Origin of the sequence: Pseudoalteromonas sp. MQS005 (assembly GCF_001661605.1) — a bacterium.
GTDB lineage: Bacteria > Pseudomonadota > Gammaproteobacteria > Enterobacterales > Alteromonadaceae > Pseudoalteromonas > Pseudoalteromonas tetraodonis.
The window spans coordinates 31,075-56,322 of record NZ_LYRQ01000028.1 but is presented as its reverse complement, the minus strand read 5'-3'; the positions used below and the strand labels follow the sequence as shown (position 1 = coordinate 56,322).

General features: G+C 40.9%; 21 protein-coding genes. 10 read left to right on the top strand and 11 right to left on the bottom strand.

Features of this window, described 5'->3' with window-relative positions:
• Positions 1 to 190: 190 nt before the first annotated feature.
• Entirely contained in the window at positions 191 to 688 is a 498-nt protein-coding gene (rraA, locus tag A9479_RS11205) for a ribonuclease E activity regulator RraA (protein WP_008115004.1), read from the top strand.
• Between the two features lies 1 nt (position 689).
• Positions 690 to 1,739: a formimidoylglutamase gene (locus A9479_RS11200; protein WP_064663467.1), complete on the top strand. Its 1,050-nt coding sequence runs from the start codon at positions 690 to 692 to the stop codon at positions 1,737 to 1,739.
• Between the two features lie 6 nt (positions 1,740 to 1,745).
• Here the strand turns inward: A9479_RS11200 and A9479_RS11195 are convergent, their stop codons facing one another.
• Entirely contained in the window at positions 1,746 to 3,470 is a 1,725-nt protein-coding gene (locus A9479_RS11195; RefSeq protein WP_064663466.1) for a GGDEF domain-containing phosphodiesterase, read from the bottom strand.
• Positions 3,471 to 3,529: 59 nt separating this feature from the next.
• Positions 3,530 to 4,777, bottom strand: a complete 1,248-nt coding sequence (gene hutI / locus A9479_RS11190; RefSeq protein WP_016899306.1) for an imidazolonepropionase — start codon at positions 4,775 to 4,777, stop codon at positions 3,530 to 3,532.
• 110 nt (positions 4,778 to 4,887) lie between these two features.
• Between hutI and hutC the strand changes: the two genes are divergently transcribed.
• The 3 genes from hutC to hutH are packed head-to-tail and all read left to right on the top strand — an operon-like array spanning position 4,888 to position 8,847.
• Complete coding sequence (gene hutC / locus A9479_RS11185) at positions 4,888 to 5,616, top strand: histidine utilization repressor (RefSeq protein ID WP_064663465.1); 729 nt, start codon at positions 4,888 to 4,890, stop codon at positions 5,614 to 5,616.
• Between the two features lie 22 nt (positions 5,617 to 5,638).
• On the top strand, positions 5,639 to 7,318 hold the full coding sequence (gene hutU / locus A9479_RS11180; protein ID WP_064663464.1) for a urocanate hydratase: 1,680 nt from the start codon (positions 5,639 to 5,641) through the stop codon (positions 7,316 to 7,318).
• Positions 7,315 to 8,847, top strand: a complete 1,533-nt coding sequence (gene hutH / locus A9479_RS11175; protein ID WP_064663463.1) for a histidine ammonia-lyase — start codon at positions 7,315 to 7,317, stop codon at positions 8,845 to 8,847. The genes hutU and hutH overlap by 4 nt, the downstream gene beginning before the upstream one ends.
• Here hutH and A9479_RS11170 read toward each other — a convergent pair.
• A complete protein-coding gene (locus A9479_RS11170; RefSeq protein ID WP_064663462.1) occupies positions 8,844 to 9,614 on the bottom strand; it encodes a hypothetical protein in 771 nt (256 codons plus the stop codon). The genes hutH and A9479_RS11170 overlap by 4 nt on opposite strands.
• A 621-nt stretch (positions 9,615 to 10,235) precedes the next feature.
• Between A9479_RS11170 and secA the strand changes: the two genes are divergently transcribed.
• Positions 10,236 to 12,944 carry a preprotein translocase subunit SecA gene (secA, locus tag A9479_RS11165; RefSeq protein WP_064663461.1) on the top strand — a complete coding sequence of 903 codons (2,709 nt, stop codon included), beginning with the start codon at positions 10,236 to 10,238 and terminating at the stop codon, positions 12,942 to 12,944.
• A gap of 70 nt (positions 12,945 to 13,014) precedes the next feature.
• The gene (mutT, locus tag A9479_RS11160; RefSeq protein ID WP_064663460.1) at positions 13,015 to 13,413 is read left to right on the top strand and encodes an 8-oxo-dGTP diphosphatase MutT; all 399 of its coding nucleotides are present in this window, start codon (positions 13,015 to 13,017) and stop codon (positions 13,411 to 13,413) included.
• A 409-nt stretch (positions 13,414 to 13,822) separates the two neighbouring features.
• Here mutT and A9479_RS11155 read toward each other — a convergent pair whose 3' ends face one another.
• The 3 genes from A9479_RS11155 to pmbA all read right to left on the bottom strand — a co-directional run bounded on the left by A9479_RS11155 (position 13,823) and on the right by pmbA (position 18,074).
• Positions 13,823 to 15,895 carry a M13 family metallopeptidase gene (locus tag A9479_RS11155; RefSeq protein WP_064663459.1) on the bottom strand — a complete coding sequence of 691 codons (2,073 nt, stop codon included), beginning with the start codon at positions 15,893 to 15,895 and terminating at the stop codon, positions 13,823 to 13,825.
• Positions 15,896 to 16,135: 240 nt separating this feature from the next.
• Positions 16,136 to 16,615: a DUF721 domain-containing protein gene (locus A9479_RS11150; RefSeq protein WP_036955747.1), complete on the bottom strand. Its 480-nt coding sequence runs from the start codon at positions 16,613 to 16,615 to the stop codon at positions 16,136 to 16,138.
• A 109-nt stretch (positions 16,616 to 16,724) separates the two neighbouring features.
• A complete protein-coding gene (gene pmbA / locus A9479_RS11145) occupies positions 16,725 to 18,074 on the bottom strand; it encodes a metalloprotease PmbA (RefSeq protein WP_013463883.1) in 1,350 nt (449 codons plus the stop codon).
• 145 nt (positions 18,075 to 18,219) lie between these two features.
• On the opposite strand from pmbA, the gene yjgA reads away from it, so the two are divergent.
• Both yjgA and hemN read left to right on the top strand, forming a co-directional pair.
• Positions 18,220 to 18,744 carry a ribosome biogenesis factor YjgA gene (yjgA, locus tag A9479_RS11140; protein WP_064663458.1) on the top strand — a complete coding sequence of 175 codons (525 nt, stop codon included), beginning with the start codon at positions 18,220 to 18,222 and terminating at the stop codon, positions 18,742 to 18,744.
• Positions 18,745 to 18,860: 116 nt separating this feature from the next.
• Entirely contained in the window at positions 18,861 to 20,234 is a 1,374-nt protein-coding gene (hemN, locus tag A9479_RS11135) for an oxygen-independent coproporphyrinogen III oxidase (RefSeq protein ID WP_064663457.1), read from the top strand.
• 71 nt (positions 20,235 to 20,305) lie between these two features.
• Here the strand turns inward: hemN and A9479_RS11130 are convergent, their stop codons facing one another.
• From A9479_RS11130 to A9479_RS11120, 3 genes are all read right to left on the bottom strand, one after another.
• A complete protein-coding gene (locus A9479_RS11130) occupies positions 20,306 to 20,821 on the bottom strand; it encodes a DUF2489 domain-containing protein (RefSeq protein ID WP_024602131.1) in 516 nt (171 codons plus the stop codon).
• Between the two features lie 12 nt (positions 20,822 to 20,833).
• Positions 20,834 to 21,418, bottom strand: a complete 585-nt coding sequence (yihI, locus tag A9479_RS11125; RefSeq protein WP_013463879.1) for a Der GTPase-activating protein YihI — start codon at positions 21,416 to 21,418, stop codon at positions 20,834 to 20,836.
• Between the two features lie 732 nt (positions 21,419 to 22,150).
• Entirely contained in the window at positions 22,151 to 22,783 is a 633-nt protein-coding gene (locus A9479_RS11120; protein ID WP_013463877.1) for a cytochrome c, read from the bottom strand.
• A gap of 281 nt (positions 22,784 to 23,064) precedes the next feature.
• Here A9479_RS11120 and yihA point away from each other — a divergent pair, with 281 nt between their 5' ends.
• Positions 23,065 to 23,721 carry a ribosome biogenesis GTP-binding protein YihA/YsxC gene (gene yihA, locus A9479_RS11115; protein WP_013463876.1) on the top strand — a complete coding sequence of 219 codons (657 nt, stop codon included), beginning with the start codon at positions 23,065 to 23,067 and terminating at the stop codon, positions 23,719 to 23,721.
• On the opposite strand, the gene A9479_RS11110 is transcribed toward yihA, so the two are convergent.
• Positions 23,722 to 24,240 carry a DUF1285 domain-containing protein gene (locus A9479_RS11110; RefSeq protein WP_013463875.1) on the bottom strand — a complete coding sequence of 173 codons (519 nt, stop codon included), beginning with the start codon at positions 24,238 to 24,240 and terminating at the stop codon, positions 23,722 to 23,724.
• Positions 24,237 to 24,824, bottom strand: a complete 588-nt coding sequence (locus A9479_RS11105; RefSeq protein WP_013463874.1) for a YceI family protein — start codon at positions 24,822 to 24,824, stop codon at positions 24,237 to 24,239. Before A9479_RS11105 ends, A9479_RS11110 begins: the two co-directional genes overlap by 4 nt.
• Between the last annotated feature and the right edge of the window lie 424 nt (positions 24,825 to 25,248).

Here is a 25,248-nt window from a genome sequence, read left to right as displayed (position 1 = left end):
ACTTATAAGCGCTCAGTCCATAGCTTTAAAAATATTTATTTATAAAGATGACAATTTTATTAAAAAAATATGAGTCGTGTTATTGATTTAGTTCTATTTCTGGCTAAATTTACTGCAATTAAGTCGTTGTTATTGAATATAAGGAGGGTATACTAAGTTACTAACTTATGTATCTTTTGAGGATAAAATAATGGATTACAGCACTTCTGATTTATGTGACCATTTCGCTGATGTGGTTGACGTGCTTGAACCTATGTTCATCAACTTTGGTGGTCGACACAGTTTTGGTGGCCGCATTAAAACGGTAAAATGTTTTGAAAATAATGAACTGATCCGTCAATTGCTTTCTCAAGATGGTACAGATCAGATTTTACTTATTGATGGTGGAGGCTCCACTCGCAGAGCCTTAATTGATATTGAACTGGCTGAGCTGGCACTTGAAAACAATTGGCAAGGTATTATTGTATATGGTGCACTGCGCCATGTTGATGAACTTGAAGAACTGGATTTAGGAATTCAAGCCATTGGATCAATTCCGGTTGCAGCTGACAGTGAAGGCGCGGGTGAAAGCGGCATAGGCGTTAACTTTGCGGGTGTATCATTTTTCGATGATGATTTTGTTTATGCCGACAGTACAGGTATTGTACTTTCTGCTGAAGAATTAGAGCTAGAAATAATAGAACTGTAGCGTGACAGCACACCTTAAAGTATATAACGAAAGCACGCTCAAGAGCATTTGCTCTTACCGTGCTGGTGAACAAAAAGCGTGGCAGTCAATGGCATTACTTGACGCAAACGTTAATATACAACAAGCGCTTACTGATGCTGCACAGTTTGGTATGCGCTTTGTTTTACTGGGCGTTTGCGAAGACATTGGACCTAGAGCCAATTTAGGTAAAGGCGGAGCACAGCATGCTTGGCCAGCTTTTTTACAACACTTTTTAAACCAACCTCACAATCACGCTATTGCCATGCAAAAAGTGTTACTGCTTGGCGAAGTAAACCTCGATGACTTAATGGAACAAGCACACCCGCTTGATAACCAAAATCCTCTCGATTTAGACCAATTACGTCAGTTGTGCGCTGAGATTGATGTGCGGGTTGAAGCAATTTTAAGCATGATTTTTAAAGCCGGTCTTGAACCCATCATTATTGGTGGCGGACATAATAACTGCTTAGGTATTATTCGCTCGCTTGCAAAATATAAAAACAGCGCAATTAACGCCATTAATTTAGACCCCCATGCCGACTTTAGAGAGTGTGAAGGCAGACACAGTGGCAATGGGTTTCACTACGCCTATCAAGAGCAGCACCTTAACAGTTACCATGTAATTGGCTTACATGAGCTTAAAAATAATCAACAAATTTTTAATGCGATGCAAAGTGCAAAATTTAGTTTCACCAGCTATCAAGCGATTAATGTTAGGCGAGAAACAAGTTTAACGGAAGCAACTAACAATGCACTAAACGCATTTGATAACGCACCGTTAGGAATAGAAGTTGATTTAGATAGCCTAACCAACATGCCTGCAAGCGCATTTAATTATTGCGGTTTTGATGTTAGCGATGGCGAGCATTATGTTTATTTGGCTGCAAGTAATTATCACAGTGCTTATTTACATTTATGCGAAGCAGCACCGTCGCAACATCCTCACTCTCTTGCTGCGGGTAAATTACAATGTGGTCAAGTTATCAGCGCCTTAGTAAATACCTACCTACAAACAAAGCAAAAAACCTAATCTTCCCTAGTCTTCTTGTGCCTGTAACCACTGTTTAAACCAACTCATTAACCCTAAGCTACTTAAAGGGTGTCCAAAGTAGTAGCCTTGTGAGGCATAAGCTTTCAAACTTTTCACAAATTTAAGTTGGTCCAGTGTTTCAACACCTTCAAAAATCACTTTTGTTTGTTGCTGATTATGCATTTCCACCATACCGCTTACTAAGCTGCGTATATTATTTTGATTACTAAAGTCAGCAGTTAAGGCAGGAGATACCTTAATATACTCCACCGCTAAACTTGGTAATTTAGACAGTAATACGGGGTTATCTCCCAAGCCATCAACGCATACTTTTAAACCTAAACTGTTAAGCCTTGCGATCATGGCTCTGCCTTTATCATCGAGGCTGGTAAAAACATGAAGCGGACATTCAATAATTAAATCGCCTGGTCTTAGTTGATGCTCACCAATGACTCCGTAAACAAAATCAACAAACTCTTCATTGAGCATTTCTGGGCCAAATAAATTAACACTCAAAGGCACCGACATCCCTTCCATACGAAGTGCCATGGCTAATTCGCCAGCACGCTCTATAACAAAGGTAGCCAGTGAATAACCAAGCCCTGCAATTCTAATATCATTTATAAATCGGCTTGCCGATAACGTGCCTTGCGTGGGGTGTTGCCAACGTAATAACAATTCTAAAAATTCAATTTGGCCATCGCCGTTGCGAATAACGGGTTGAAAAAACAGCTCAAACTCATCAGCAAAGCTGATATTCGCAAGCTCTGTTAATCGCGCTTGTTGCTCTAAATGCTCAACTGTCATTTGTTGATGATAAGCCACTATTTGTTTGCTTGGCTGACTATCAAGTGCCAAGTAAGCATGACTAATTAAATCATCAAAGCTCGTACTTTGTTGATCGCAATGAACATAACTGGCTCTTACCTTTACTTCAATAGTGCAATTAGCCACGTTAAAGGGCTTTAATGTAGCGCCAATAATTTGCTTGATAAGCTGTTGATGTAAATGATTATGGCTTTGTAAATCACAAATAAACGCGAAATTTAACCCGCCTAAATGCGCTAATTTAGCGTGCGGAGCAAGGAACAACACTTCATCACTGTCTAGTAAGTCTTTTATTCGATTTGCCGACTGCGACAACAGTAAGTCACCAAAATCTCGTCCAATATGTTGATTTACCTGCGCAAATCCCTCTAGCCTTAATACAATAAGTGCGGCTCTGAATGAACCTTCATTGGTAAGCTCATTATACTTTTGACGTAACTGTTGTTTATCGGGGAAGCTGGCTAAGGGTGAGTTTTCAACATACACCTCAGGCTCGGTTTGTGGCTTTAAAGGCGCAGTAGCTTTAGGCTCATTATCAGCTAAAAAACCACTGACTGAGAGCAGTAAAATAGCCATAATCAACCACGCTAAATGCAGCGCAAAAAAGAGATACCCTATTAATAGTAAAGCAAGTAATGCGCTTGCACAGGCACTGATAAGAAATGGTTTTTTTTGCTTTTGTAACTTCGCTTGATATAAATTAAAACCAAAACCTAGCGCTAGTAAAATAGCGAGCCAAGGTATTGCACTACTGACCATAGCTAAGCCAATGAGCCCAGTACATAAAAAGTTGAGTCTCATTACGTTACTTTTAACGGTTAATAGCGTGGCAACCATTGCCATTAAAAGTGCACCACTTAAAAAAATAGCTAAATTGCTGTAGCTCAATAACGTTCCATCCATAGCTGACGTACTCACTGACATTAAATAAAACATAGGTTTAAGAGTTAATTTTATACAAACTAACTAAGTTTACCCAATATCCATAAATTTAACAGTTTATTTACCCCAAACTGATAACTTAATTGTGCAGGATGGTCAATTTGCCAATGAGCGATATCTGCGCGAGCGCCAACTTTTAATACCCCTCTATCAGTAAAACCTAAAGCACGAGCCGCATGTGCTGTTACGCCAGTTAATGCCTGCTCTGGGGTGAAATTAAATAAGGTGCAGGCCATATTCATCATTAATTGCAACGAACACAAGGGTGATGTGCCGGGATTAAAGTCACTGGCGATCGCAATGGGTACTTTGTATTTATTTAACAGCTCAATTGGTGGGTATTTCGTTTCTTTTAAAAAATAAAAAGCCCCAGGCAGTAATACCGCCACAGTGCCTGCGTTTGCCATAGCTTTAACGCCTGCTTCATCAAGGTATTCTAAATGATCAGCCGACAGGCCATTGTATTGTGCTACCAGCGCTGCACCGTGTTGATTTGATAATTGCTCGGCATGACACTTGATTGCCAAACCCTGTTTTTTAGCTGCATCAAATACGCGTTGAGTTTGTGCGTAGCTAAAGCCAATGTCTTCACAAAATACGTCAACTGCATCTACTAGGTCATTTTCAACAAGCGTGCTTAGCATTTCATTGCATACCAAATCTATGTAATCATCACTGCGGTTTTTAAACTCCAAAGGTAGCGCATGTGCCCCTAAAAAGGTGTTAACTACTTCAATGGGGTGATGTTGATTTAACAGCCTAGCCACCTCCAATATTTTTTTCTCATTGTCTATATCAAGCCCATACCCTGACTTAATTTCAACCGTCGTCACCCCTTCAGCTAACAATGCATTTAAACGCTCTTTTGCTGCTACAAATAACTGTTCGTGGTCAGCCTCTCGGGTTGCTTTAACTGTACTTGCTATTCCCCCTCCCTGCGCGGCTATTTGCTGATAGCTCACGCCCTGCAAACGCTGCTCAAACTCTTGCGCACGAGAACCGGCAAACACTAAATGTGTATGGCAATCAATTAAGCCTGGGGTTAACCATTGCCCTTTTACACTTAATATCGGGGTGGCTAACACATCAAAATTAGGTAAGTCAGCTTGCTTACCTAGCCACACTATTTTGCCATTTTTGATAGCTAATGCCGCATTTTCTATCGCCCCATAAGGCGCATCAATATTGCTATCCATAGTGGCAATGTTGGCATCTGTGAGCAATAAATCGATATCATTTAACTGTTCTGTAGATTCTGTGGCTTGCATAAGTTTCTCCGCGATAATGTTCAAACGAGTTTAACAACACATCTTGTATATACAAGGTAATTATGCCATCTTATTAAGTATTGTTTATTTTTAATACACCAAAAGCGTTTATGCCAACACCTAAATTTACACAAATAAAACAGTTTATTGTGGACAAAATACGCAGCGGACTTTGGCTTGAAAACCAACGCGTACCCTCAGAAAATGAACTAGCAAAACAGTTTACAGTAAGCAGAATGACCGCACGTCGAGCGTTAAGTGAGCTAACTGATACAGGCATTTTAACCCGTAGCCAAGGGCTAGGTACTTTTGTCGCAAGCTTTAAGTCGCAGTCATCATTACTCGAAATAAAAAACATTGCACATGAAGTCAAAGAGCGAAACGGAAACTACAGCTGCACAGTACAGGTGTTGGAATCAATCAATGCCGTGGCGCCAATTGCTATTGCTTTAGGTGTTGAGGTAGATAGTGTGGTGTATAGAAGTGTCATTATTCATAACGAAAATGACAGTCCCTTGCAAGTTGAAGAACGTTTTGTAAACCCGTTACTTGCCAAGGATTATTTACAACAAAATTTTACCGCTCTCACCCCACACGAATACCTATCAACGGTTGCCCCTTTAACACAAGCAAGGCACACGGTAGAGGCTATAACGCCAAATAATGAAATGTGTCAGTGGCTTAACCTATATAACGAAGAGCCATGCTTACAAGTAATACGCCGCACTTGGTCGATAAACGGGATTGTTAGCTTTGCACGACTTATATCGCCGGGCAGTAAGTACCGCTTGGGCGGGCAATTAACATTTAAAAATAATAATAAAGCGCATAACGCTTAATACTATTTAACAGGAGTGAACAATGAATCATCGACTGGACACACAACGCACAATACGCGCGCAACATGGCAATCAAATATCTACAAAAAGCTGGCAAACCGAAGCAGCTAAACGCATGCTAATGAATAATTTAGACCCTGATGTTGCCGAGCACCCGCAAGCTTTGGTGGTGTATGGCGGGATTGGCCGTGCTGCCCGTGACTGGCCAAGCTACGACAAAATAATTGAGACGCTTGAGCGCCTTGACGATGACGAAACCCTATTAGTGCAATCAGGCAAACCTGTGGGTGTATTCAAAACTCATAGCAATGCACCACGGGTATTAATTGCCAATTCAAACCTAGTACCGCACTGGGCAAATTGGGAGCACTTTAACGAGCTAGATAAAAAAGGCTTGATGATGTATGGCCAAATGACCGCAGGGTCTTGGATTTACATTGGCTCTCAAGGCATAGTGCAAGGCACTTACGAAACGTTTGTGGCTATGGCAAAACAGCATTTTGCTGGTAATGCTAAAGGTAAGTGGGTATTAACGGGTGGCCTTGGAGGTATGGGGGGCGCACAACCATTAGCGGCTACCATGGCAGGCTTTAGTGCCTTGGTGGTGGAATGTGATGAAAGCCGTATCGATTTTCGAATAAAAACAGGGTACGTCGATGTAAAAGCCACAGATCTTGAGCATGCACTAAAATTAATAACAGATGCTTGCATAAAAGGTGAAGCGCTTTCTGTGGGTTTACTAGGTAACGCCGCCGATGTTTTTAGTACCTTAGTAAAAAGTGGGGTGACCCCCGATATAGTTACCGATCAAACCTCAGCTCATGATCCACTTAACGGTTACCTGCCACAAGATTGGAGTATGGAATACGCAGCTAAAATGCGAATCGATAACCCACAAGCAGTTGTAAAAGCGGCTAAACAGTCAATGGCAGTCCAAGTAAAGGCGATGCTGGCACTACAAAAAGCGGGCGCAGCAACAACCGACTATGGCAATAATATTCGTCAAATGGCCCTAGAAGAAGGCGTGAGTAATGCATTTGATTTCCCTGGGTTTGTGCCTGCGTATATTCGTCCATTATTTTGTGAAGGTATTGGTCCATTTAGGTGGGTAGCGCTATCTGGCGATCCTGAAGATATTTATAAAACCGATGCAAAAGTAAAAGAACTCATTCCAGATGATAAACACCTGCATAATTGGCTTGATATGGCGCGTGAGCGAATTCAATTTCAAGGCTTACCTGCACGTATTTGTTGGGTCGGTTTAAAAGATAGAGCGCGCCTAGCTGTTGCCTTTAACGATATGGTTAAAAGCGGTGAGCTTAAAGCGCCGGTAGTTATTGGACGAGATCATCTCGACTCAGGCTCAGTTGCCAGTCCTAACCGTGAAACTGAAAGTATGAAAGATGGCTCTGACGCGGTCTCCGATTGGCCACTATTAAATGCCCTGCTTAATACCGCAGGCGGTGCTACTTGGGTATCGCTTCATCATGGTGGTGGTGTAGGTATGGGTTTTAGCCAGCACTCAGGCGTAGTAATTGTTGCCGATGGTACTGATGAAGCAGAGCAGCGTCTTGCTCGAGTATTATGGAACGATCCCGCCACCGGTGTAATGCGCCATGCTGATGCGGGTTATGAAATTGCAAAAAACTGTGCGCAACAGCAGCAGCTAGACCTACCAATGCTTAATGAGGACAAGTCATGATTTCATATACACTCAAACCGGGTCAGCTTGACTTAAACACGCTAAGAAAAATTAACAAATCAGCCATACACTTAACTCTGGCCAATGATGCACAGGCGCAAATAGCTGCCAGTGCTCAAACAGTCCAAAACGTGATAAACGAACATCGCACTGTATATGGTATTAATACTGGCTTTGGGTTATTGGCCAATACTAAAATCGCTGACGATGAACTCGAACTATTACAACGCAGTATCGTGCTTTCACACGCCGCAGGTATTGGTGAGTTAATGGATGACAGCACCGTTAGATTGATGATCACACTAAAAATAAACTCTTTATCGCGCGGTTATTCTGGTATTCGCTTAGCTGTGCTTGAGTTTTTTATGCAGCTGCTTAAAAGTGAAGTTTACCCTTGCGTGCCTAAAAAGGGCTCAGTGGGTGCATCGGGCGATTTAGCACCGCTTGCGCATATGTGTTTGCCTTTATTAGGTGAGGGTAAAATGCGTTATAAAGGTGAGCTTATAAGCGCTACACAAGGGCTAAAAATTGCGGGGCTTGAGCCACTAACATTAGCTGCAAAAGAAGGGTTAGCCTTATTGAATGGCACCCAAGCATCCACTGCATTTGCACTACAAGGCTTATTTAGAGCCGAAGACTTGTACGCACAAAGCTGTGTTATTGGCTCTATCAGTATAGAAGCGGCCATGGGCAGTCGCGCGCCATTTGATGCGCGTATTCATGACATTCGTGGTCAGCAAGGGCAAATAGATACGGCTCACGTATTTAGAGAATTACTCGATAGTCACTCACAAATTAGTGACTCACATATTAATTGTGAAAAAGTACAAGACCCATATTGCCTGCGCTGCCAGCCGCAAGTTCTTGGTGCATGTTTAACCCAAATACGTCAAGCCGCCGAAGTACTACTGTGTGAATCAAACGGAGTAACCGATAACCCTCTCGTATTTGCCGATGTAGGGGATATTATTTCAGGCGGAAACTTTCATGCTGAGCCCGTTGCTATGGCCGCTGATAACCTGGCGATTGCTATTGCTGAAATTGGCGCCTTAGCTGAGCGACGTATTGCTCTATTGATTGACTCTAATTTATCTAAATTACCGCCATTTTTAGTAAAAAACGGTGGGGTAAATTCAGGATTTATGATTGCTCAAGTCACCGCGGCTGCACTGGCCTCTGAAAACAAATCCTTAGCACACCCAGCTTCGGTAGATAGCTTACCGACTTCAGCAAATCAGGAAGACCATGTTTCTATGGCAACGTTTGCAGCACGACGACTAATTGATATGGCTAATAATACGCAAGGCGTACTGGCCATAGAATGGCTCAGTGCTGCCCAAGGGCTTGAGTTTAGAGCACCACTACGCGCGTGTGATAAAGTAGAAAGTGCCAAAGCACTGCTACGCCAACATGTTAGCTATTACGACAAAGACCGGTATTTTGCTCCCGATATTGAAGCGGCCAACACGCTACTAAGTGAAGGTAAGTTGTGTGACTTCATAAGCCACTCCCCCTTACCTTCTTATTAAATACCATACTGATAACTAAAGCCCAGTGCTTCTATCGCTGAGCCAATAACTTTGCGCTCAGCGACCTCATTACTCGTAAAGCTCGGCATTTGTGTGCCATACAGCTCACACTTTTGCGCATAATAATCTGCTTTGGTCGGGTGCGCTGGGTTCACCACGTTATAAATGCTCTGTCCTTGCGACCAGTTATTAAGGACCGCATAAATAGCATTGATCACATCTTGTTGATGCACCATATTCACTACTTGCTGACTAGAGGTATTGAGTTCTTTACCCGCCACAAAACGACCAGGCTCTCTATTTGGCCCCAACAATCCGGCTAAGCGAAGCACTTTACCTTGCTGTTCAAGCACTTGCTCTTCAGCGTCATACAGCTTTATTTGTCGCTCGTTAGTGCCTGATATATCGCTGCTTTCACTATAAACGCCAGGTTCTTGATCATATACCCCAGTCGATGAGCACAATAAAAAGCCTTTGCAATTAAGCTCAGTTGCCAGCTTTAACGCCTGCTCAAGCACTTGCGGATAATCACTTTCGCTATCTCGACTGCGAGGCGGGATTGCACAGACCCAATACGCATTTTGTAAATCAACTTGGTGCTGCAACTCACCGTTTTGTACAACAAACTGACGTTCAAAATCAAATTGATGAGTGTCACTTCGATGAGTCCCCTGCACTTGCCAACCTTGTTTTTGTGCATCAATACATAAGGCTTGGCCAAGCCAGCCAGCGCCAAGAACGACTAAATTATCTTTGTTGGTTTGCACTTTATTTACCCTTATTAAAACTCAATCAACGCGTTTTATAGCGATAAAAAATATAATTAACTTTATGCGACTAAAAATAATATTAGCAAACGCTGGTTGCAGAAGATATTAACACACGCTTTTTTTGCAATTAGTAATCTCTTTAATGATACCGCAACCATTCATTACATACCTGCAGATAAAGCGTATGACTTAAGTGACTTATCGAGAGTAATATATAAAACGATTGCTCAATTTAAACTTTAAAAAACGATGGCTGCTAACAAGGCGTTTAAGGGTGAAATTTAAGCGTTTTGCCCTTGTTTTTAATTTATTCAGCACCATATCTTAAGGGTCTGTTTATCTGCAGTTTTAATCAAGTTTCGTTACATAACGCTATTTTTATGAGCGAGATCTCATTTTTCTGTTTTAAATGAAGATCTTTTTATTGAGGTAGTTTGATGTTTAGCAGAGTCTGGTATAGTAGCGCAGGTAATAAACAGTGCTTTTTAAGCAGCTTAATACAAAATTGCTAATTAATGTGTCCTAAAGGTTAATTTAAAGAATACATTAATTATCAATTGTAAAAAATGGGTTAGCCGATGCACGGCTAGCAAAAAAACACATTGTAACGGTTTTATCATGATATCTAATTTATTTACCAAGATTTTTGGTAGTCGCAATGACCGCACTATTAAAAACCTAAGAAAGACGGTCGCACTGATCAATGCACTTGAAACGCAGCTAGAAGCGCTTTCAGATGAAGATTTAAAAGCTAAAACAGCCGAGTTTAGAGAGCGTTACGATAACGGACAAAGCTTAGGCGATATTCTACCAGAAGCATTTGCAGTGGTGCGTGAAGCATCAAAGCGTGTAAACGGTATGCGTCATTTCGACGTGCAGTTATTAGGTGGTATGGTTTTACACCAAGGTCGTATCGCAGAAATGCGTACCGGTGAAGGTAAAACACTCACAGCGACACTGCCGGCTTATTTAAATGGTTTAACAGGTAAAGGTGTTCATGTCATTACCGTGAATGACTACTTGGCTAAACGTGATGCCGAAACCAATCGCCCATTATTTGAATTTTTAGGGTTAACCGTAGGCTGTAATGTTCCGGGCATGATGCCACAACAGAAAAAACAAGCTTATGCAGCTGACATAACTTACGGTACCAATAACGAGTTTGGTTTTGATTACCTGCGTGACAACATGGCATTTAGTATTGATGAGCGCGTACAACGCCCATTATTTTATGCTGTAGTGGATGAAGTGGATTCAATCCTTATTGATGAAGCACGTACGCCACTGATTATTTCTGGTCCCGCTGAAGATAGCTCTGAGCTATACACTGAAATAAATACCATCGTTCCTCTACTTGAATTACAAGAAAAAGAAGACGAGGAAGGAATTGAAGGTGATGGCGATTTCACCATCGATGAAAAATCTAAGCAAGTTCATCTTACTGAGCGTGGGCAAATAAAAGTTGAAGAGTTACTTACCGAGCGCGGCCTAATTGAAGAAGGTGACTCACTATATTCAGCAGCGAGCATTACCCTACTTAGCCATGTTTATGCCGCTCTTCGTGCGCACAAGCTTTATCAAAAAGATGTTGACTACGTTATTAAAGAAAACGAAGTTATCATTATTGATGAGCACACAGGTCGCTCTATGGAAGGACGTCGTTGGTCAGAAGGTTTACACCAAGCTGTAGAGGCAAAAGAAGGTGTGAAAATTCAAAACGAGAACCAAACATTAGCCTCTATTACGTTCCAAAATTACTTCCGCTTGTACGAAACGCTAGCAGGTATGACAGGCACAGCCGACACAGAAGCGTTTGAGTTTCAGTCTATCTACGGTTTAGACACTGTGGTTATGCCAACCAATAAACCAATGATCCGCGATGATCGCGCTGATTTAGTTTACTTAACGCAAGAAGAAAAGTACGAAGCGATTTTAGCAGACATTAAAGACTGTCAAGAACGTGGTCAGCCGGTACTTGTAGGTACTATCTCAATTGAAAGCTCTGAGTACTTATCGCAGTTTTTACGCAAAGAAAAAATTAAGCACAACGTACTTAATGCTAAATTCCACGCACAAGAAGCAGACATTGTTTCTGATGCGGGCTTACCAGGCACAGTCACCATTGCCACCAACATGGCCGGTCGTGGTACCGATATTGTACTTGGTGGTAATTGGAACAGCGAAGTTGAAAAACTTGAGAACCCAACTGACGAACAAATTGCTGAAATAAAAGCAGCATGGAAAATTCGCCATGATGCGGTAATTGATGCTGGCGGCTTACACATTATTGGTACTGAGCGTCATGAATCACGTCGTATTGATAACCAATTACGTGGTCGTTCTGGCCGTCAAGGTGATGCCGGTTCAAGCCGTTTCTACCTATCGATGGACGATGCGTTAATGCGTATTTTTGCTGGTGAGCGCATGACTAATATGATGCGTAAACTAGGTATGCAACGCGGCGAAGCGATTGAACATCCATGGGTTAACCGCGCAATCGAAAACGCTCAGCGTAAAGTAGAAGCACGTAACTTTGATGTGCGTAAACAGCTACTTGAGTACGATGATGTAGCAAACGATCAACGTCGTGTTGTTTACTCTCAACGTAACGAATTGCTTGAAGAAGGTGATATTTCAGAAACGATTACTGCTATCCGTGGTGATGTGCTCGCTGGTGTGATTGATCAATACATTGCTCCACAAAGCTTGGCTGAAATGTGGGATATACCAGGACTTGAAGAACGCTTAAAACAAGACTTCTTAATTGAGTTACCAATTACTCAGTGGTTAGCTGATGACAATAAACTGTACGAAGAAAAACTGCGTGAGCGTATTGAAGAAGCGGTTGAACAAGCTTACAAGCAAAAAGAACAAATGGTTGGCGATTCTGTACTACGTCAGTTTGAAAAAGCCATTATGCTTCAAAGTCTTGACCAACATTGGAAAGACCATCTTGCTGCAATGGATCACTTACGCCAAGGTATTCACTTACGTGGTTATGCACAAAAGAATCCTAAGCAAGAGTACAAACGTGAGTCGTTTGAATTGTTCTCTGAAATGCTAGAAAACTTAAAAGTCGATGTCGTCGGTATTTTAAGTAAAGTGCAAGTTCGCGCTGAAGAAGATGTTGAAAAAGTAGAAGAGCAACACCGTAAAAGTGAAAATGCCCCTCGCGAATATCAACATGAAGAAGCAGAGCACGTAGGTGGTGAAGCACCACAAAGCGCTCAGGTTATGGCGCGTAGCGAGCCAAAAGTGGGTCGTAACGATCCATGTCCATGTGGTTCAGGTCAAAAATACAAACAATGTTGTGGTAAATTAAAATAACACCACTTTGTTACGTTAGATAAAAAGCGACGCTTGCGTCGCTTTTTTTATGCTATTTAAGGGAGAGGTAATGACTAAAGTAATCATCAATGTTGCTGTGGGTGTAATTAAAAAAAATAACAATGTGTTTATTTGTAAACGTGCAGATGAACAGCACCAAGGTGGCTTATGGGAATTTCCAGGCGGAAAAGTTGAAGCCGGAGAAAGTGTTTTTCAAGCACTGAAGCGCGAATTATTTGAAGAAGTAGGACTGACTATTCATAGCTCAAGCGAACTTGTCACTATAGAGCACGACTATGGCGATAAATGCGTACGACTTAATGTACACGTGGTCAGTAACTTTAATGGTCAAGCTCATGGCGCAGAAGGGCAACCAAGCGAATGGGTAAGTATAGACGAACTTGATAACTATAATTTTCCTGCAGCCAATGTCGAGATTATCAGCGCCATAAAAACAAAATATAGCTAGGGTCTGTTGATCTTTCAAGGTTAAATTTGCAGTAGTCTGTTTGGTATTTAGGCAAGGCAGAGCCTATGTGGTGTGGTTATTCCCCATAAATAGGCGATAACGCAGCATCGATGCCAAACAGGCGCTGCCAGAAGGGTTCTGCCTAGGGGCGATTTACTCTTTGTTGCCTACATGGATGTAGGTAAGGGGCGTGAGCAGGACGCGGAAGCTTTGCTCGGTTTTGACTTAGCCCACTAGGTTACAAACCTCGCGCCGTGATTAAATCGCCCCTAGTTTGAACAAATTTTAATCCGCAAAGGTCAACAGACCCTAGTTTTATTATCAGGTATATAAGTAACTAAAAAGCCAGTGAGCATGATGCTCACTGGCTTTTTATTTTTCGATTAGTTTAAGCTAATTTTAGCTTAAATTACCAAATTTTTACGCGATCTTCAGGCTTGATATACATTTTATCGCCCTCTTTAACATCAAACGCTTGGTAAAATTCTGGCATGTTCGACAAAATACCAATCACGCGATAATGACTCGGTGAATGTGAATCGGTCATTAAACGATTACGTAATGCTTCATCACGGTATTTACGACGCCAAATTTGCGACCAGCCCATAAAGAAGCGTTGGTCGCCCGTATAGCCTTCAATAATGGGCGCTTTAGAATCACCCAGCGATAATTGATACGCTTTATAAGCGACGGTTAAGCCGCCTAAATCACCAATGTTTTCACCCAGTGTCAGCTCACCATTAACGCTGGCATCTTCAAACGGTTTATATTGATTATACTGCGCAACTAAGGCAGCACTTCGCTGTTCAAACTGCTTAAGGTCTGACTCGCTCCACCAATTACGTAAATTGCCATCACCGTCGTATTTTGCACCTTGGTCATCAAAGCCATGGCCTAACTCATGGCCAATAACCGCACCAATAGCACCATAGTTAACCGCATCATCTGCTTCTAAATTAAAGAAAGGAGGCTGCAGAATCGCCGCAGGGAATACTATTTCGTTATTCACTGGGTTGTAGTAAGCATTCACTGTTTGTGGCGTCATATGCCACTCAGAGCGATCAACTGGCTTACCTAATTTAGCAATCATATCTGCATAAGCCCACTCACTGTAGCGAATATAGTTACCTACTAGTTCATCAGGGTTAATTACTAAATCTGAATAATCTTTCCATTTATCTGGGTAACCAATTTTAGGCGTAAACTTATCCAGCTTTTCTTGCGCCGCAACTTTTGTTTCAGGGCTCATCCACTCAAGGTTTTCAATTGCCACTGAATAGCCTTTAATCACGTTATCAACTAATTCTTCCATGCGCGCTTTCGCTTCTGGCGGGAAGTTTTCTTTAACGTAGACTTTACCTAAAATTTCACCCAGTACACTGTTTGATGCATCAACAGCTTGCTTCCAAAGTGGCGCTTGCTCTTCAACACCGCGTAATGTGGTGCTGTAAAAATTAAATTTTAAATCCACTAAGTCTTTATTTAGCAACTGCGCGTAATTACTAACGAAATGGAATTTTAAGTAGTTTTGCCAAACCGTTAAGTCTGTATTTTTGAAAATGTCTGCAAATTTTTCAAAGTAACTTGGTTGGCGCACAATCAACTCTTGAGCATCAACACCAACGGCTTCAAAGTAAGCACTTAAATCAAAATCTCCCATTAACGTGTTAGCTTCAGCTACTGACATTTTATTATATGATTTTGTTGCATCACGACTTTGTACCCGACTCCACTGTGCATCAGCAAGTGTCGTTTCAAGGGCAAGTATCGCTTTGGCTGCATCCGCGGCATTATTAACGCCAGCTTTAGCTAAAATATCGGTGATATAGGTTTGATAAGCCGCGCGAATTTTTGTGAATTTTTCATCATCTTTTAAATAGTAGTCACGATCAGGTAAACCAAGTCCCGCTTGATAAGCATAAAGCGCATTTTCACTTGAGTTTTTAGCATCATTATTAACATACCAGCCAAAAGGAAGATCTCCGCCTTTAACTTGTAGCTGTGCCATCAGTGTGACCAACGCGGCTTTATCTTTCACTGTATCAATGCTTTTAATAGCCGGCTCAAGTGGTAACATCCCTAACTCTTCACGAGCATTTTCAGCCATGTAGCTAGTATAAAATGCGCCGATCTTATATTCATCTGAACCTGGCTTTGCGCTGCTATTGGTACTGGCATTTTCTAGTACTGTTTTCATTGCTTTTTGCGATTCATCATATAACTGTGAGAACGACCCATAGTTTGACTTATCGCCAGGGATTTCAGTTTTTTCTAACCATTTACCGTTTACGTGGTAGTAAAAATCATCCTGTGCACGAACACTTTTATCGATATTTTGTAAATCAACACCTAAGGCACCAGGGGTTGCTACCGGTGCGGTTACTGTTGTTGTTTCTGCTTGCATTTCTTGTGGCTTTTCGCCGCAACCAACCAAACCTAACGCCAATGCAATACTGGCGGCAGTCATTGTTATTTTTTTCATAAGAATTCCGTATATTAATTAGAATAAATACGCATTTCATTAAGGTTTGATAACTCAAAAAAAACAACAATAGGATGCAGTCTATTATCTGCTTAATGAAATACGCATCAGCTACAACCTAATTTAGGAAGTACTAACTAGGCATCATAAACCTGATTTAAATAACAATAAAATCGAATATGTAACAAAGTATTTTAAAGCCAGCAAAACAAACCGAGCAAGGTGTTAAATGGTATTTAATTAAGGTTTATTTTTACCATGTAAAGCTAAGCGTTGAAGCTTTTCTTTTAATGACGGTGGAGCAGAATCGGCGATCGCATTTAAATAATCAGCCGTTTGTTCACTCATTTTAAGGGAGTTCGTTGGTTTGCCATCAGCCACTTTAGGTCGAGTGCTTAACCGTTGAGTTGCCTGTGGATTGGCAGTAATTTTAATTTGCCCAAGCTCGGCCATACCCGCGGCTCTAAAATGCGATTGCATGTCCATTTTTAAATAATTAAGCCTAAGCGCAATAGGTGCAGAAACGGCTTCTATCATTAAGGTGCCGTCACGGTAATTACTTACTCGGCACTTTTCACCTAACTTAGGGCCTAAGAAATCGCGCAACAATTGTTGCTGTGTATCCAGTGCTTGGCTTTTTCCCGCATAGGCTGCTAAGCGGTTGTTCAGCCCAGCCATAATATCGGTTAACGGTTTTGGCGCATATCTATCTTTAGCCATATCACACCTTAAAAACATCAAAAGAAGGCTTGCTTAAATTAAACTTAATTTAAGCAAGCAATGTGGGTTTATACCAATTCACTGAAATAAATATTATTGCGGATGGGTATTAAGCACCTGCTACTTGCATTTGTTCAATCAGTACTGAACCAGTCTGAATCCCGCCGCGACGCTCTATATCGCCACCTATAGCGGAAATACCTTTGAACATATCTTTTAAATTACCAGCAATCGTAATTTCGCTTACTGGGTATTGTATTTCCCCATTTTCAACCCAAAAACCAGCCGCACCGCGAGAGTAGTCACCGGTTACTGTATTCACGCCCTGCCCCATCAATTCTGTAACTAATAAGCCCGTACCCATGGTTTTTAATAATGCAGTTAAATCTTGATGCGTTTGTTCTACTAACCAATTATGAATACCGCCAGCGTGCCCTGTTGGGGTCATATTCATTTTACGTGCCGCATAGCTTGCTAATAAATACGTTTGTAACTCGCCACCGTGAATTATTTCTCTGTCGAGAGTTTTAACCCCTTCGCTATCAAATGGCGATGATGCTAAGCCTTTAAGTAAGTGCGGACGCTCTGAAATATTAACGGTTTTGCTAAATACCTGCGTGCCTAAGCTATCCAATAAAAAGCTGGATTTACGATACAGTGCGCCACCACCAATTGCTGATACCAAATGGCCAAACAATGAATTAGCAATATCGGCTCTAAAAATAACCGGCACTTTCATGGTGCCTAGTTTTTGGCTGTTTAGTTTTGCTAGGGTTTCTGCTGCAGCTTCAAGTCCAACACTTGCTGCATCTTTTAATCCTGCTTGATCGCGAGAAATCGTGTAGGCTGAGTCGCGCTGCATATGCTCGCCCTCTTTACCTATCACCATAGTGCTAATGCTGTGACGGGTTCGAGGGAAGCCGGCAATTAAACCATGGCTGTTACCATATACTCGCAACCCTTGATGCGATGAAAAGCTAGCGCCATCTGAATTCACAATTCGCTCATCGGCGTTTAATGCGGCTTGCTCTGCTGCATGACACAAATCAATCCCTTGCTCTGGGCTTACATCCCAAGGATGAAACAAGTCTAAATCTTTAGGGGCAAACTCAAGCAGTTCTTTATCAGCAATGCCATTACATGGATCGTCTGAAGTGAATTTAGCAATATCGATGGCTTTTTCGACCACAGCACGTAATGTTTTAGGATTTAAATCAGCCGTTGATGCCGAGCCTTTGTTATTGCCAACATACACGCTAATACCTAAACCACCGTCTTGATTAAACTCAATGGTTTCTACCTCCCCCATGCGCGTACTTACCGACAGCCCAGAAGTGCTTGACATAGCAGCTTCTGCAGCGGTAGCACCTAGTTTTTTAGCATGTTCAAGTACTTCTGATACAGCGTCTTTTACTTGAGAGATTTGCGAATAAATTGGATCTTGGTGTTGGCTTTTCATAAATTCTGTCCTGAGCCCTGAAGGCCATATTGCACACATTTTTTATATTTAAATGCTAACACACTCACTGCACCACATCAGCTAATATTAATCACTAAAAGAATCGCGTATAATAGATGAAGTTATTTTTATTTAAGAGCACCCCATGGCGAAGAAAAAAGGCAAGCCTGCTGAAATTGAAGAAGAAATTATATATGTATCAAAAAGTGAACTTAAGCGCGAAGCGCAAGAGTTTCATCAGTTAGGATCTGAAATTGCCAAAATGGGTAAAAAGCAGCGTGAACGCCTGCCGCTTAATGATGACTTAAAAGAAGCAATGGTGGTTGCTGATAAAATAAGTAATAAAAGTGATGCCTACCGCCGACATTTAAATTACATCGCAAAAACCCTTCGTACGGTAGAAAATATTGAAGAAATTAAAGCGATCATTGATGTCATGCTTAATAAAAATAACCAAGCTGAGGTTATGATCAAAAAAATTGAGCAACTGCGCAGTGATTTAATTGAACAAGGCGATGACTTAATCAACGAAACAATTGAACAATATCCTGCGCTTGAGCGCCAAAAAATGCGCCAAATGGTGCGTAATGCTGCCAAAGAAGTAAAAGCTGAAAAACCAGCAAGAAGCTACAAAGAGTTATTTCACTACTTAAAAGACGCCATAATGTAACGCAGCCGCGTTATATATTAAAAAGGTGCTGCGGCACCTTTTTTTGTTGTAGATCAAAACCTCCTCCCCTTTGCTTTTTTACAATACGCAGCAACTTAAAAGATAAGGTGCGCGTGATGATTAAACTTCCTCAATGGGATCAAACTTTAATAAACAAATACAATGTATCGGGCCCGCGTTACACGTCTTACCCGACCGCGCTTTCGTTAGCTGATGGTTATCAGCAACAAGATTTGATTAGCGCTATTGAATCATCGCAAACCCGTTCGTTGTCTTTATATATTCATATTCCTTTTTGTAGTCAGCTTTGTTATTACTGTGGCTGTAATAAAGTCATTACTCGCCACCAATCTAAAGCCGATACCTACCTAGACTTTTTAGCTAAAGAAATCGCAGCACAAGCGCCGCTATTTCAAGACTATCGGGTTGAGCAATTACATTTAGGAGGCGGTACTCCAACCTTTTTGACCGCAGCCCAAATGACTCGCTTAGTAAAGCTACTAGAGCAACACTTTAACTTTAGCGATACCTGTGAGCGCGGTATCGAAATCGACCCTCGCTCACTGGCTGACAATATGCTGGTTGATTTAAGCGAGTTGGGGTTTAATCGTGTGTCATTTGGTATTCAAGATTTTAATGATCAGGTTCAGCTGGCTGTTAATCGCCCTCAGCATGTTGATGAGGTAAAGCAATTAATTACCCAAGCAAAACAGTTGGGCTTTAAATCAATTAATGCTGATATGATTTATGGCCTGCCACTACAAACACCTGAGAGCTTTACACAAACGATTGAGCAACTTATTGCCTTAAACCCTGACCGCGTTTCAGTATTTAACTACGCTCATTTACCAGAACGTTTTGCCGCCCAACGTAAAATAAAAGATGCTGATTTACCTAGTGCCCATAATAAGCTCACCATGTTTAAAAATACCCTAGAGCAAATGACGCAGGCGGGCTATCAATTTATAGGTATGGATCACTTTGCAAAAGTTGATAATGAGCTAGCCATTGCACAAAATACGAATCAGCTGCATCGTAATTTTCAAGGCTACACCACTCATGGCGAGTGCGACTTATTGGGCTTAGGTGTCTCGTCTATTTCACAAATAGGCACAGCGATATTACAAAATAAAAAAGAGTTAAAACATTATTATCAAGCAGTTGATGAGCAAGCAGGCAGTGCCATTAATAAAGGCATGCATTTAACCCAAGATGATATTATTCGCGCCGATGCGATTAAGCAGCTTATTTGCCAGTTTGAGCTTGATATGAGCGTATTCGCTAACAAACATAAAATCAGCTTTAATGACTACTTTCAAGATGCTTTAGAGGCACTCGCACCATTAATTGCCGATGAAATGGTAACAATAGAAAACAACCTAATTAGCGTAACACCAAAAGGGAATTTATTTATTCGTATTATTTGTATGTGCTTTGATGCGCATTTACAAAAACAGATAAATGCCACTCGCTTCTCACGCGTTATATAATTTAAAACTAGTACGCATAAAAAAAGCAGACCAAGGTCTGCTTTTTTTATATATGCCGCAAAATCTAAGCGCTAGTTAAAAACCACGTTTTCGCTGCCTTGGGCTGCTTTAAACTCAACAATAATTTTTTTACAGTCAGCTTCAATTTCATCACTCAGTGATTCTTCTGCACGCCAGCGCGCCGTGTCTTGCTTAAAAATTTCTTTTTTAGCGTACTTTTTGCGCGAATCATGGGTTGGCATTTCTTTTACCACGTCGTACATTTTATAAATACCCGGGTATGCACTCGTTAGGTCGCGCTCAGTATCAAAACTATATTGCGACATAAGCACCCAAATACGTAAGCACCCCTCAGAATAATCACATTGCTTTTCATTCATAGCACGTGCAATTAAATGAATACTATCGGCTAACTTCGCATTACGCTTTAAACGCGACTGTTTTAGCTTTTGCTGTTGCTCTGCCTGTTTTTTGCTAATTAGCTTTTTTTGCACATTTAGCTTATAGAGCAACTGACCCGCATAAAATGCCAAGCCCGCTATAATAGCAGCACCTACAACTAAGGCTAAGATCACTGCTGTACTCATTGCGTGTCCTTATTACTTATCTTCGTCGTCATCTAGCCATTCATTCGCTAGATCGTTTGATAGGTATTGATCAAAGTCTGAATTACTGTCTTCATCGCTGAAGTCATCTTCAAACTCTTCTTCATCTTCAATGCCTAATAATTTACAAAGCACTTGGTGACGCGCTATGCGGCTATTAAAGTATTTTGCATCTTTACCCGTTAGCATTTCACCTTGCTCATGACGCTCAACTAATTTAAGTAAGCGCTCATCATTTTCAAGGGCTTCTAACTCTTGTTCAGGCGTTAATTCTGGTTCAACAGCCTTTTTAAGCTCTGCTACAGGTTTAAGGTTACGTTTCATTTCGATTTTTGGTTCAGCAGCAGGTGCAACCAATGGCACTGCTTTTTTACTACCAACGCGTTTATCTTTAGCAGCCGAACCTGCTTTTTGAGTGTCATTACTCAATGCATCCGGTGCATTACGTGAACCAGGCTTAGCGCCCTTAGTTTTTTTAACACGTTGCTCTTTCAATGCGCGCATTTCTTTAAGCTTATCTTGACTTAAACGAACGGGACCATTTGATGGAATTTTACGTGACTTTTTCTTTCTACTCATATCTTGATCGTCTCACTTAAGAGGTTTTGAGCGAGGCGCAACTCAATGGGCATCGCGGTGCTGGCCTAGCCAGGAGAATTCAGTTTGGGCGTTTTGTGCGCCAAAGCACAGTTAAGGTGCTTTTTTTAAACGGGGGGTATTGTAACAGGACAAATAAAAAGGCGGTAGAGAAAACATCTCTACCGCCTACTAATCTGAGCGCCATTATATGGACACTTCTCCCTTCGACTTTTTAGTCTTTATTGTTTTTATTATTATTTTCTATCCGTATTTTTATTATTTATCTTCCGTGTAGCATTCCATTTTGTTTTTATTATTAAACTTCCATGAGTATTTTATTATTTTCGGTCTTCCTAACACTTTTTTGATATTTCCTTTGGTAGCACACTCTATGTGCTATTCAGTCGTGCCGCGCTACTATCCTTATAACGTTTTCCTATTTGTTATTGTTTTTGCGACAGGGGTTAATTTACTCGTTAATAATTTTGTTACAACTAATTTATATCTTTTTTCTTGTACTACATATGACAAAAAACACTAAAAGATATAAATTACAATAAGTTACATTAAAAAATAAAAATAAAATGAGATTTTTCTTACACCAAAGTATGGTCAATGTCTTACAAGAGAAGGAGCTTTATCGGTCACGGCAGGCACAAAAAAAGCAGCTAAAGCTGCCTTTTTCACTAATTAACATTATATTATGTTAACAACATCTAAATAAATACGACTTTAGTGTAGACCACCAAGGTATTTAGAGAGTGTTTCAATGTCTTTATCTGTTAGTTTCTTTGCAATGTCCTGCATAACACCATTTAGGTCGTTATTACGAACACCATCTCTGAACTGTTCAAGTTGTGACTTGATGTATTCTGGATGTTGGAAAGAAATCTTTGGGAATTTAGCAAGTGAAGAGCCATTACCACGTGGACCATGACAAGCCGCACATGATGGGATACCGCGCTCAGCATCACCTGCTTTATATAACATTGCGCCTGTTTCTTGAACATCTTTCGGTGTAGCACCTTCAGACATGTTCAAAGAAGCAAAGTAAGCAGCCAAGTCTTTCATATCTTGATCACTTAATGGCATTGCCATACCGCTCATTACTGGATTCATACGACCTTCTTTACCGCCCGAAGTCATACCTAATTTAAATTCAGTAAGTTGCTTGTATATGTAATCTGCGTGTTGGCCTGCAATTTTTGGGTAGATGTTAACCGGCGCATTACCGTCTGGGCCGTGACAAGCCGCACACGTTGCTGATTTTTCTTTACCTGCGTTTACATCGCCATCAAATGCTGTTGCGTTGCTTGCTGACAACGCACCAAGCAATATAGTTAAAGATAGTGCTATTTTTTTCATGGTGAATTCTCTGTTTCCGACCCTGTATCATCTACAATATGGATGTTGTGATTTTTATATTCTACACGATATTAAATTCTCTGGCACGTTTTCTACACACATTAAACCTATAAATTATAGGGTTTTGAGTAAAATTAAACGCTAAGCCAGTTAAAATGTACTGTCAGCAATGATCTTACATGCTCAAATACACTTTTTAATAGCTACTTTATAGTATAAAATACGCGCCACGGGTGAATTTGGTTTACCCAATGTTATTTTTTTAAGTTTTAGGAGAGCCTGTGCTCAAATCTCGTATCAAGTATAACACTGCGTCTTTTGTTACAAGCGCGCCAGACATCACTAAATTACCTGCTGATACGGGAATTGAAGTCGCGTTTGCCGGTCGCTCTAATGCAGGTAAATCAAGTGCGCTAAATGCCCTAACCGATCAAAAGTTAGCACGAACCAGTAAAACACCCGGCCGTACTCAGCTGATCAACACCTTTGAACTTGCCGATGTAGATAATATGCGCCTAATTGACCTACCTGGCTATGGGTTTGCAAAAGTGCCGATTGAAATGAAAAAGAAATGGCAAAAATCGCTAGGCGAATACCTGCAAAAACGTCAAAGTTTAAAAGGTATTGTGGTATTAATGGATATTCGTCATCCATTAAAAGATTTAGACCGCGACTTAATTAATTGGGCTGTAGGCAGTGAAATTCCGGTATTGGCACTATTAACTAAAGCCGATAAGCTAAAGCAAGGTCCGCGTAAATCACAAGTTCTTAGCGTACGTCGTGAGTTAAGTGAATTAGATGGCGATATTACGGTTCATGCATTTTCATCACTTAAAGGCACCGGCTTACCAGAAGTCGCTAAAAAGCTAGATGAGTGGTATTTAGGCCCAATCGTGGCCGTTCCACCTGCTGATTTAGTAGCGCCAGATAGCGAATAATTACTGTAAGTAAAATTTCTGCTGTGCGGAGGTAATAAAATAGCCGAGCTCATCTGTTTCGGCTATTTCAGCCCACTGATAAAACACATTTCGCGCAACTCGCGCAAAGCAGCCGTAGGGTAACTGCATATAAGGCACAGCAGCGCCTTTGTAGTCATTGATATAAAGTGACTCAGAACGACTTAATAACCATGTACGGTTTAAGTTATCAATACAACAAATAACACTTCCCTCTGATGTCTTTTCACTATGCCAATTTACAATAATAAAAGGCGCATCCTTCACCTCAATCGCGATTTTTTCTACGGGTGTTTTTAAGTAAAACTGCCCATCTTCGTTGCATAATACACTGGCAAAAAGTTTCACCATTGATTGACGAGTAATTTCACTACCTGCGTAAAACCATTTACCTTGCTCATCAATCAATAATGGTAACTGCCCGCAGTGAGCGGGCTGCCATTGTTCAAAAGGTTTGCTTGGCTCGCTGAGTTGCTTGCTAAGCTCGTTAAGTGAAATCACTGTTTTTTAAATGTCAGTGCAAAAGTAACTGGCACGGCAGTAGCAATTGAAGGTAATCCGGCTAATTTTTGTAACTGCATTACCCCTTCGGTGATCTTAAAGTCATCACTGTTGATAATAATAGGGGTGAATGATGCCACACTTAAATCTCCATTGGCCGCACTGCTTACGAGTACATCAACAGCAAGTGGCTTTTTATGACCATGAAAGTCTAGCTCAGCGCTAATACCTTTTAATACGTACTGCCCTGGTTGCTTAATAAGTGACAACTTATCAGATAAGTCAGCGGTTAATACTGCGTTTGCAAACGTGTCAGACTCAAACAATATTTTACTTAAACGTTCGTTACGGATAGGGATAAAGGTTTCGGCTGAGGTTAAATCAACGTTTACGCTAAATTGACCCTGATCGCTCAGCTGCCCTGCTAACTGAGTAAAGTGACTTGCTTCAGCAATGCTATTTTTTTTAATTGATACAAAACTTAATTGGCTTTTATCGTTCAATAGTTGCCAGTTTGCCGATGCAGCACCTGAAACTAGTAAACATGATAAAGATAAACCTGCGATAGCTAACGTTTTAAACATAATGCACTCCTAAAATAAAAAGACTTATACCGGTAAAAATAATACTTTGATCAGCCCAGCTGAAAATCATTAGTTACTGTGTGGTAAATCGAAAATGCTAAGTAGACTGATGGTATCACTTGAAACGCTAAGTGCAATTAGAGAATAAATTTAACGCTTGGATGCAAGACAATAAAAAAACGGCCCATCAAATATATGATAGGCCGATATAGCAAACTGGGGAGAAGCTATTAATACGTTGCATCTTACGATGCATCATCAACAGGATGTCCTACAGGATGAGGACGGGCGGCACTTTACCAAAAGCAAGTGTAAAAATACAAGCATATTATTGATAATCGTAGCGAATTGACGAACCTCTAACGATTTAATACAAACTGCTGTTTAATTTAACTTTTTTTTAACCTGAAAGATGAAGAAAAAG

Bases quoted from the DNA above. Each gene is read 5' to 3' on its own strand.
- rraA (WP_008115004.1), top strand. From the start codon at position 191: ATGGATTACAGCACTTCTGATTTATGTGACCATTTCGCTGATGTGGTT.
- A9479_RS11195 (WP_064663466.1), bottom strand. From the start codon at position 3,470: ATGGATGGAACGTTATTGAGCTACAGCAATTTAGCTATTTTTTTAAGT.
- hutI (WP_016899306.1), bottom strand. From the start codon at position 4,777: ATGCAAGCCACAGAATCTACAGAACAGTTAAATGATATCGATTTATTG.
- hutC (WP_064663465.1), top strand. From the start codon at position 4,888: ATGCCAACACCTAAATTTACACAAATAAAACAGTTTATTGTGGACAAA.
- hutU (WP_064663464.1), top strand. From the start codon at position 5,639: ATGAATCATCGACTGGACACACAACGCACAATACGCGCGCAACATGGC.
- hutH (WP_064663463.1), top strand. From the start codon at position 7,315: ATGATTTCATATACACTCAAACCGGGTCAGCTTGACTTAAACACGCTA.
- secA (WP_064663461.1), top strand. From the start codon at position 10,236: ATGATATCTAATTTATTTACCAAGATTTTTGGTAGTCGCAATGACCGC.
- mutT (WP_064663460.1), top strand. From the start codon at position 13,015: ATGACTAAAGTAATCATCAATGTTGCTGTGGGTGTAATTAAAAAAAAT.
- A9479_RS11155 (WP_064663459.1), bottom strand. From the start codon at position 15,895: ATGAAAAAAATAACAATGACTGCCGCCAGTATTGCATTGGCGTTAGGT.
- A9479_RS11150 (WP_036955747.1), bottom strand. From the start codon at position 16,615: ATGGCTAAAGATAGATATGCGCCAAAACCGTTAACCGATATTATGGCT.
- pmbA (WP_013463883.1), bottom strand. From the start codon at position 18,074: ATGAAAAGCCAACACCAAGATCCAATTTATTCGCAAATCTCTCAAGTA.
- yjgA (WP_064663458.1), top strand. From the start codon at position 18,220: ATGGCGAAGAAAAAAGGCAAGCCTGCTGAAATTGAAGAAGAAATTATA.
- hemN (WP_064663457.1), top strand. From the start codon at position 18,861: ATGATTAAACTTCCTCAATGGGATCAAACTTTAATAAACAAATACAAT.
- A9479_RS11130 (WP_024602131.1), bottom strand. From the start codon at position 20,821: ATGAGTACAGCAGTGATCTTAGCCTTAGTTGTAGGTGCTGCTATTATA.
- yihI (WP_013463879.1), bottom strand. From the start codon at position 21,418: ATGAGTAGAAAGAAAAAGTCACGTAAAATTCCATCAAATGGTCCCGTT.
- A9479_RS11120 (WP_013463877.1), bottom strand. From the start codon at position 22,783: ATGAAAAAAATAGCACTATCTTTAACTATATTGCTTGGTGCGTTGTCA.
- A9479_RS11105 (WP_013463874.1), bottom strand. From the start codon at position 24,824: ATGTTTAAAACGTTAGCTATCGCAGGTTTATCTTTATCATGTTTACTA.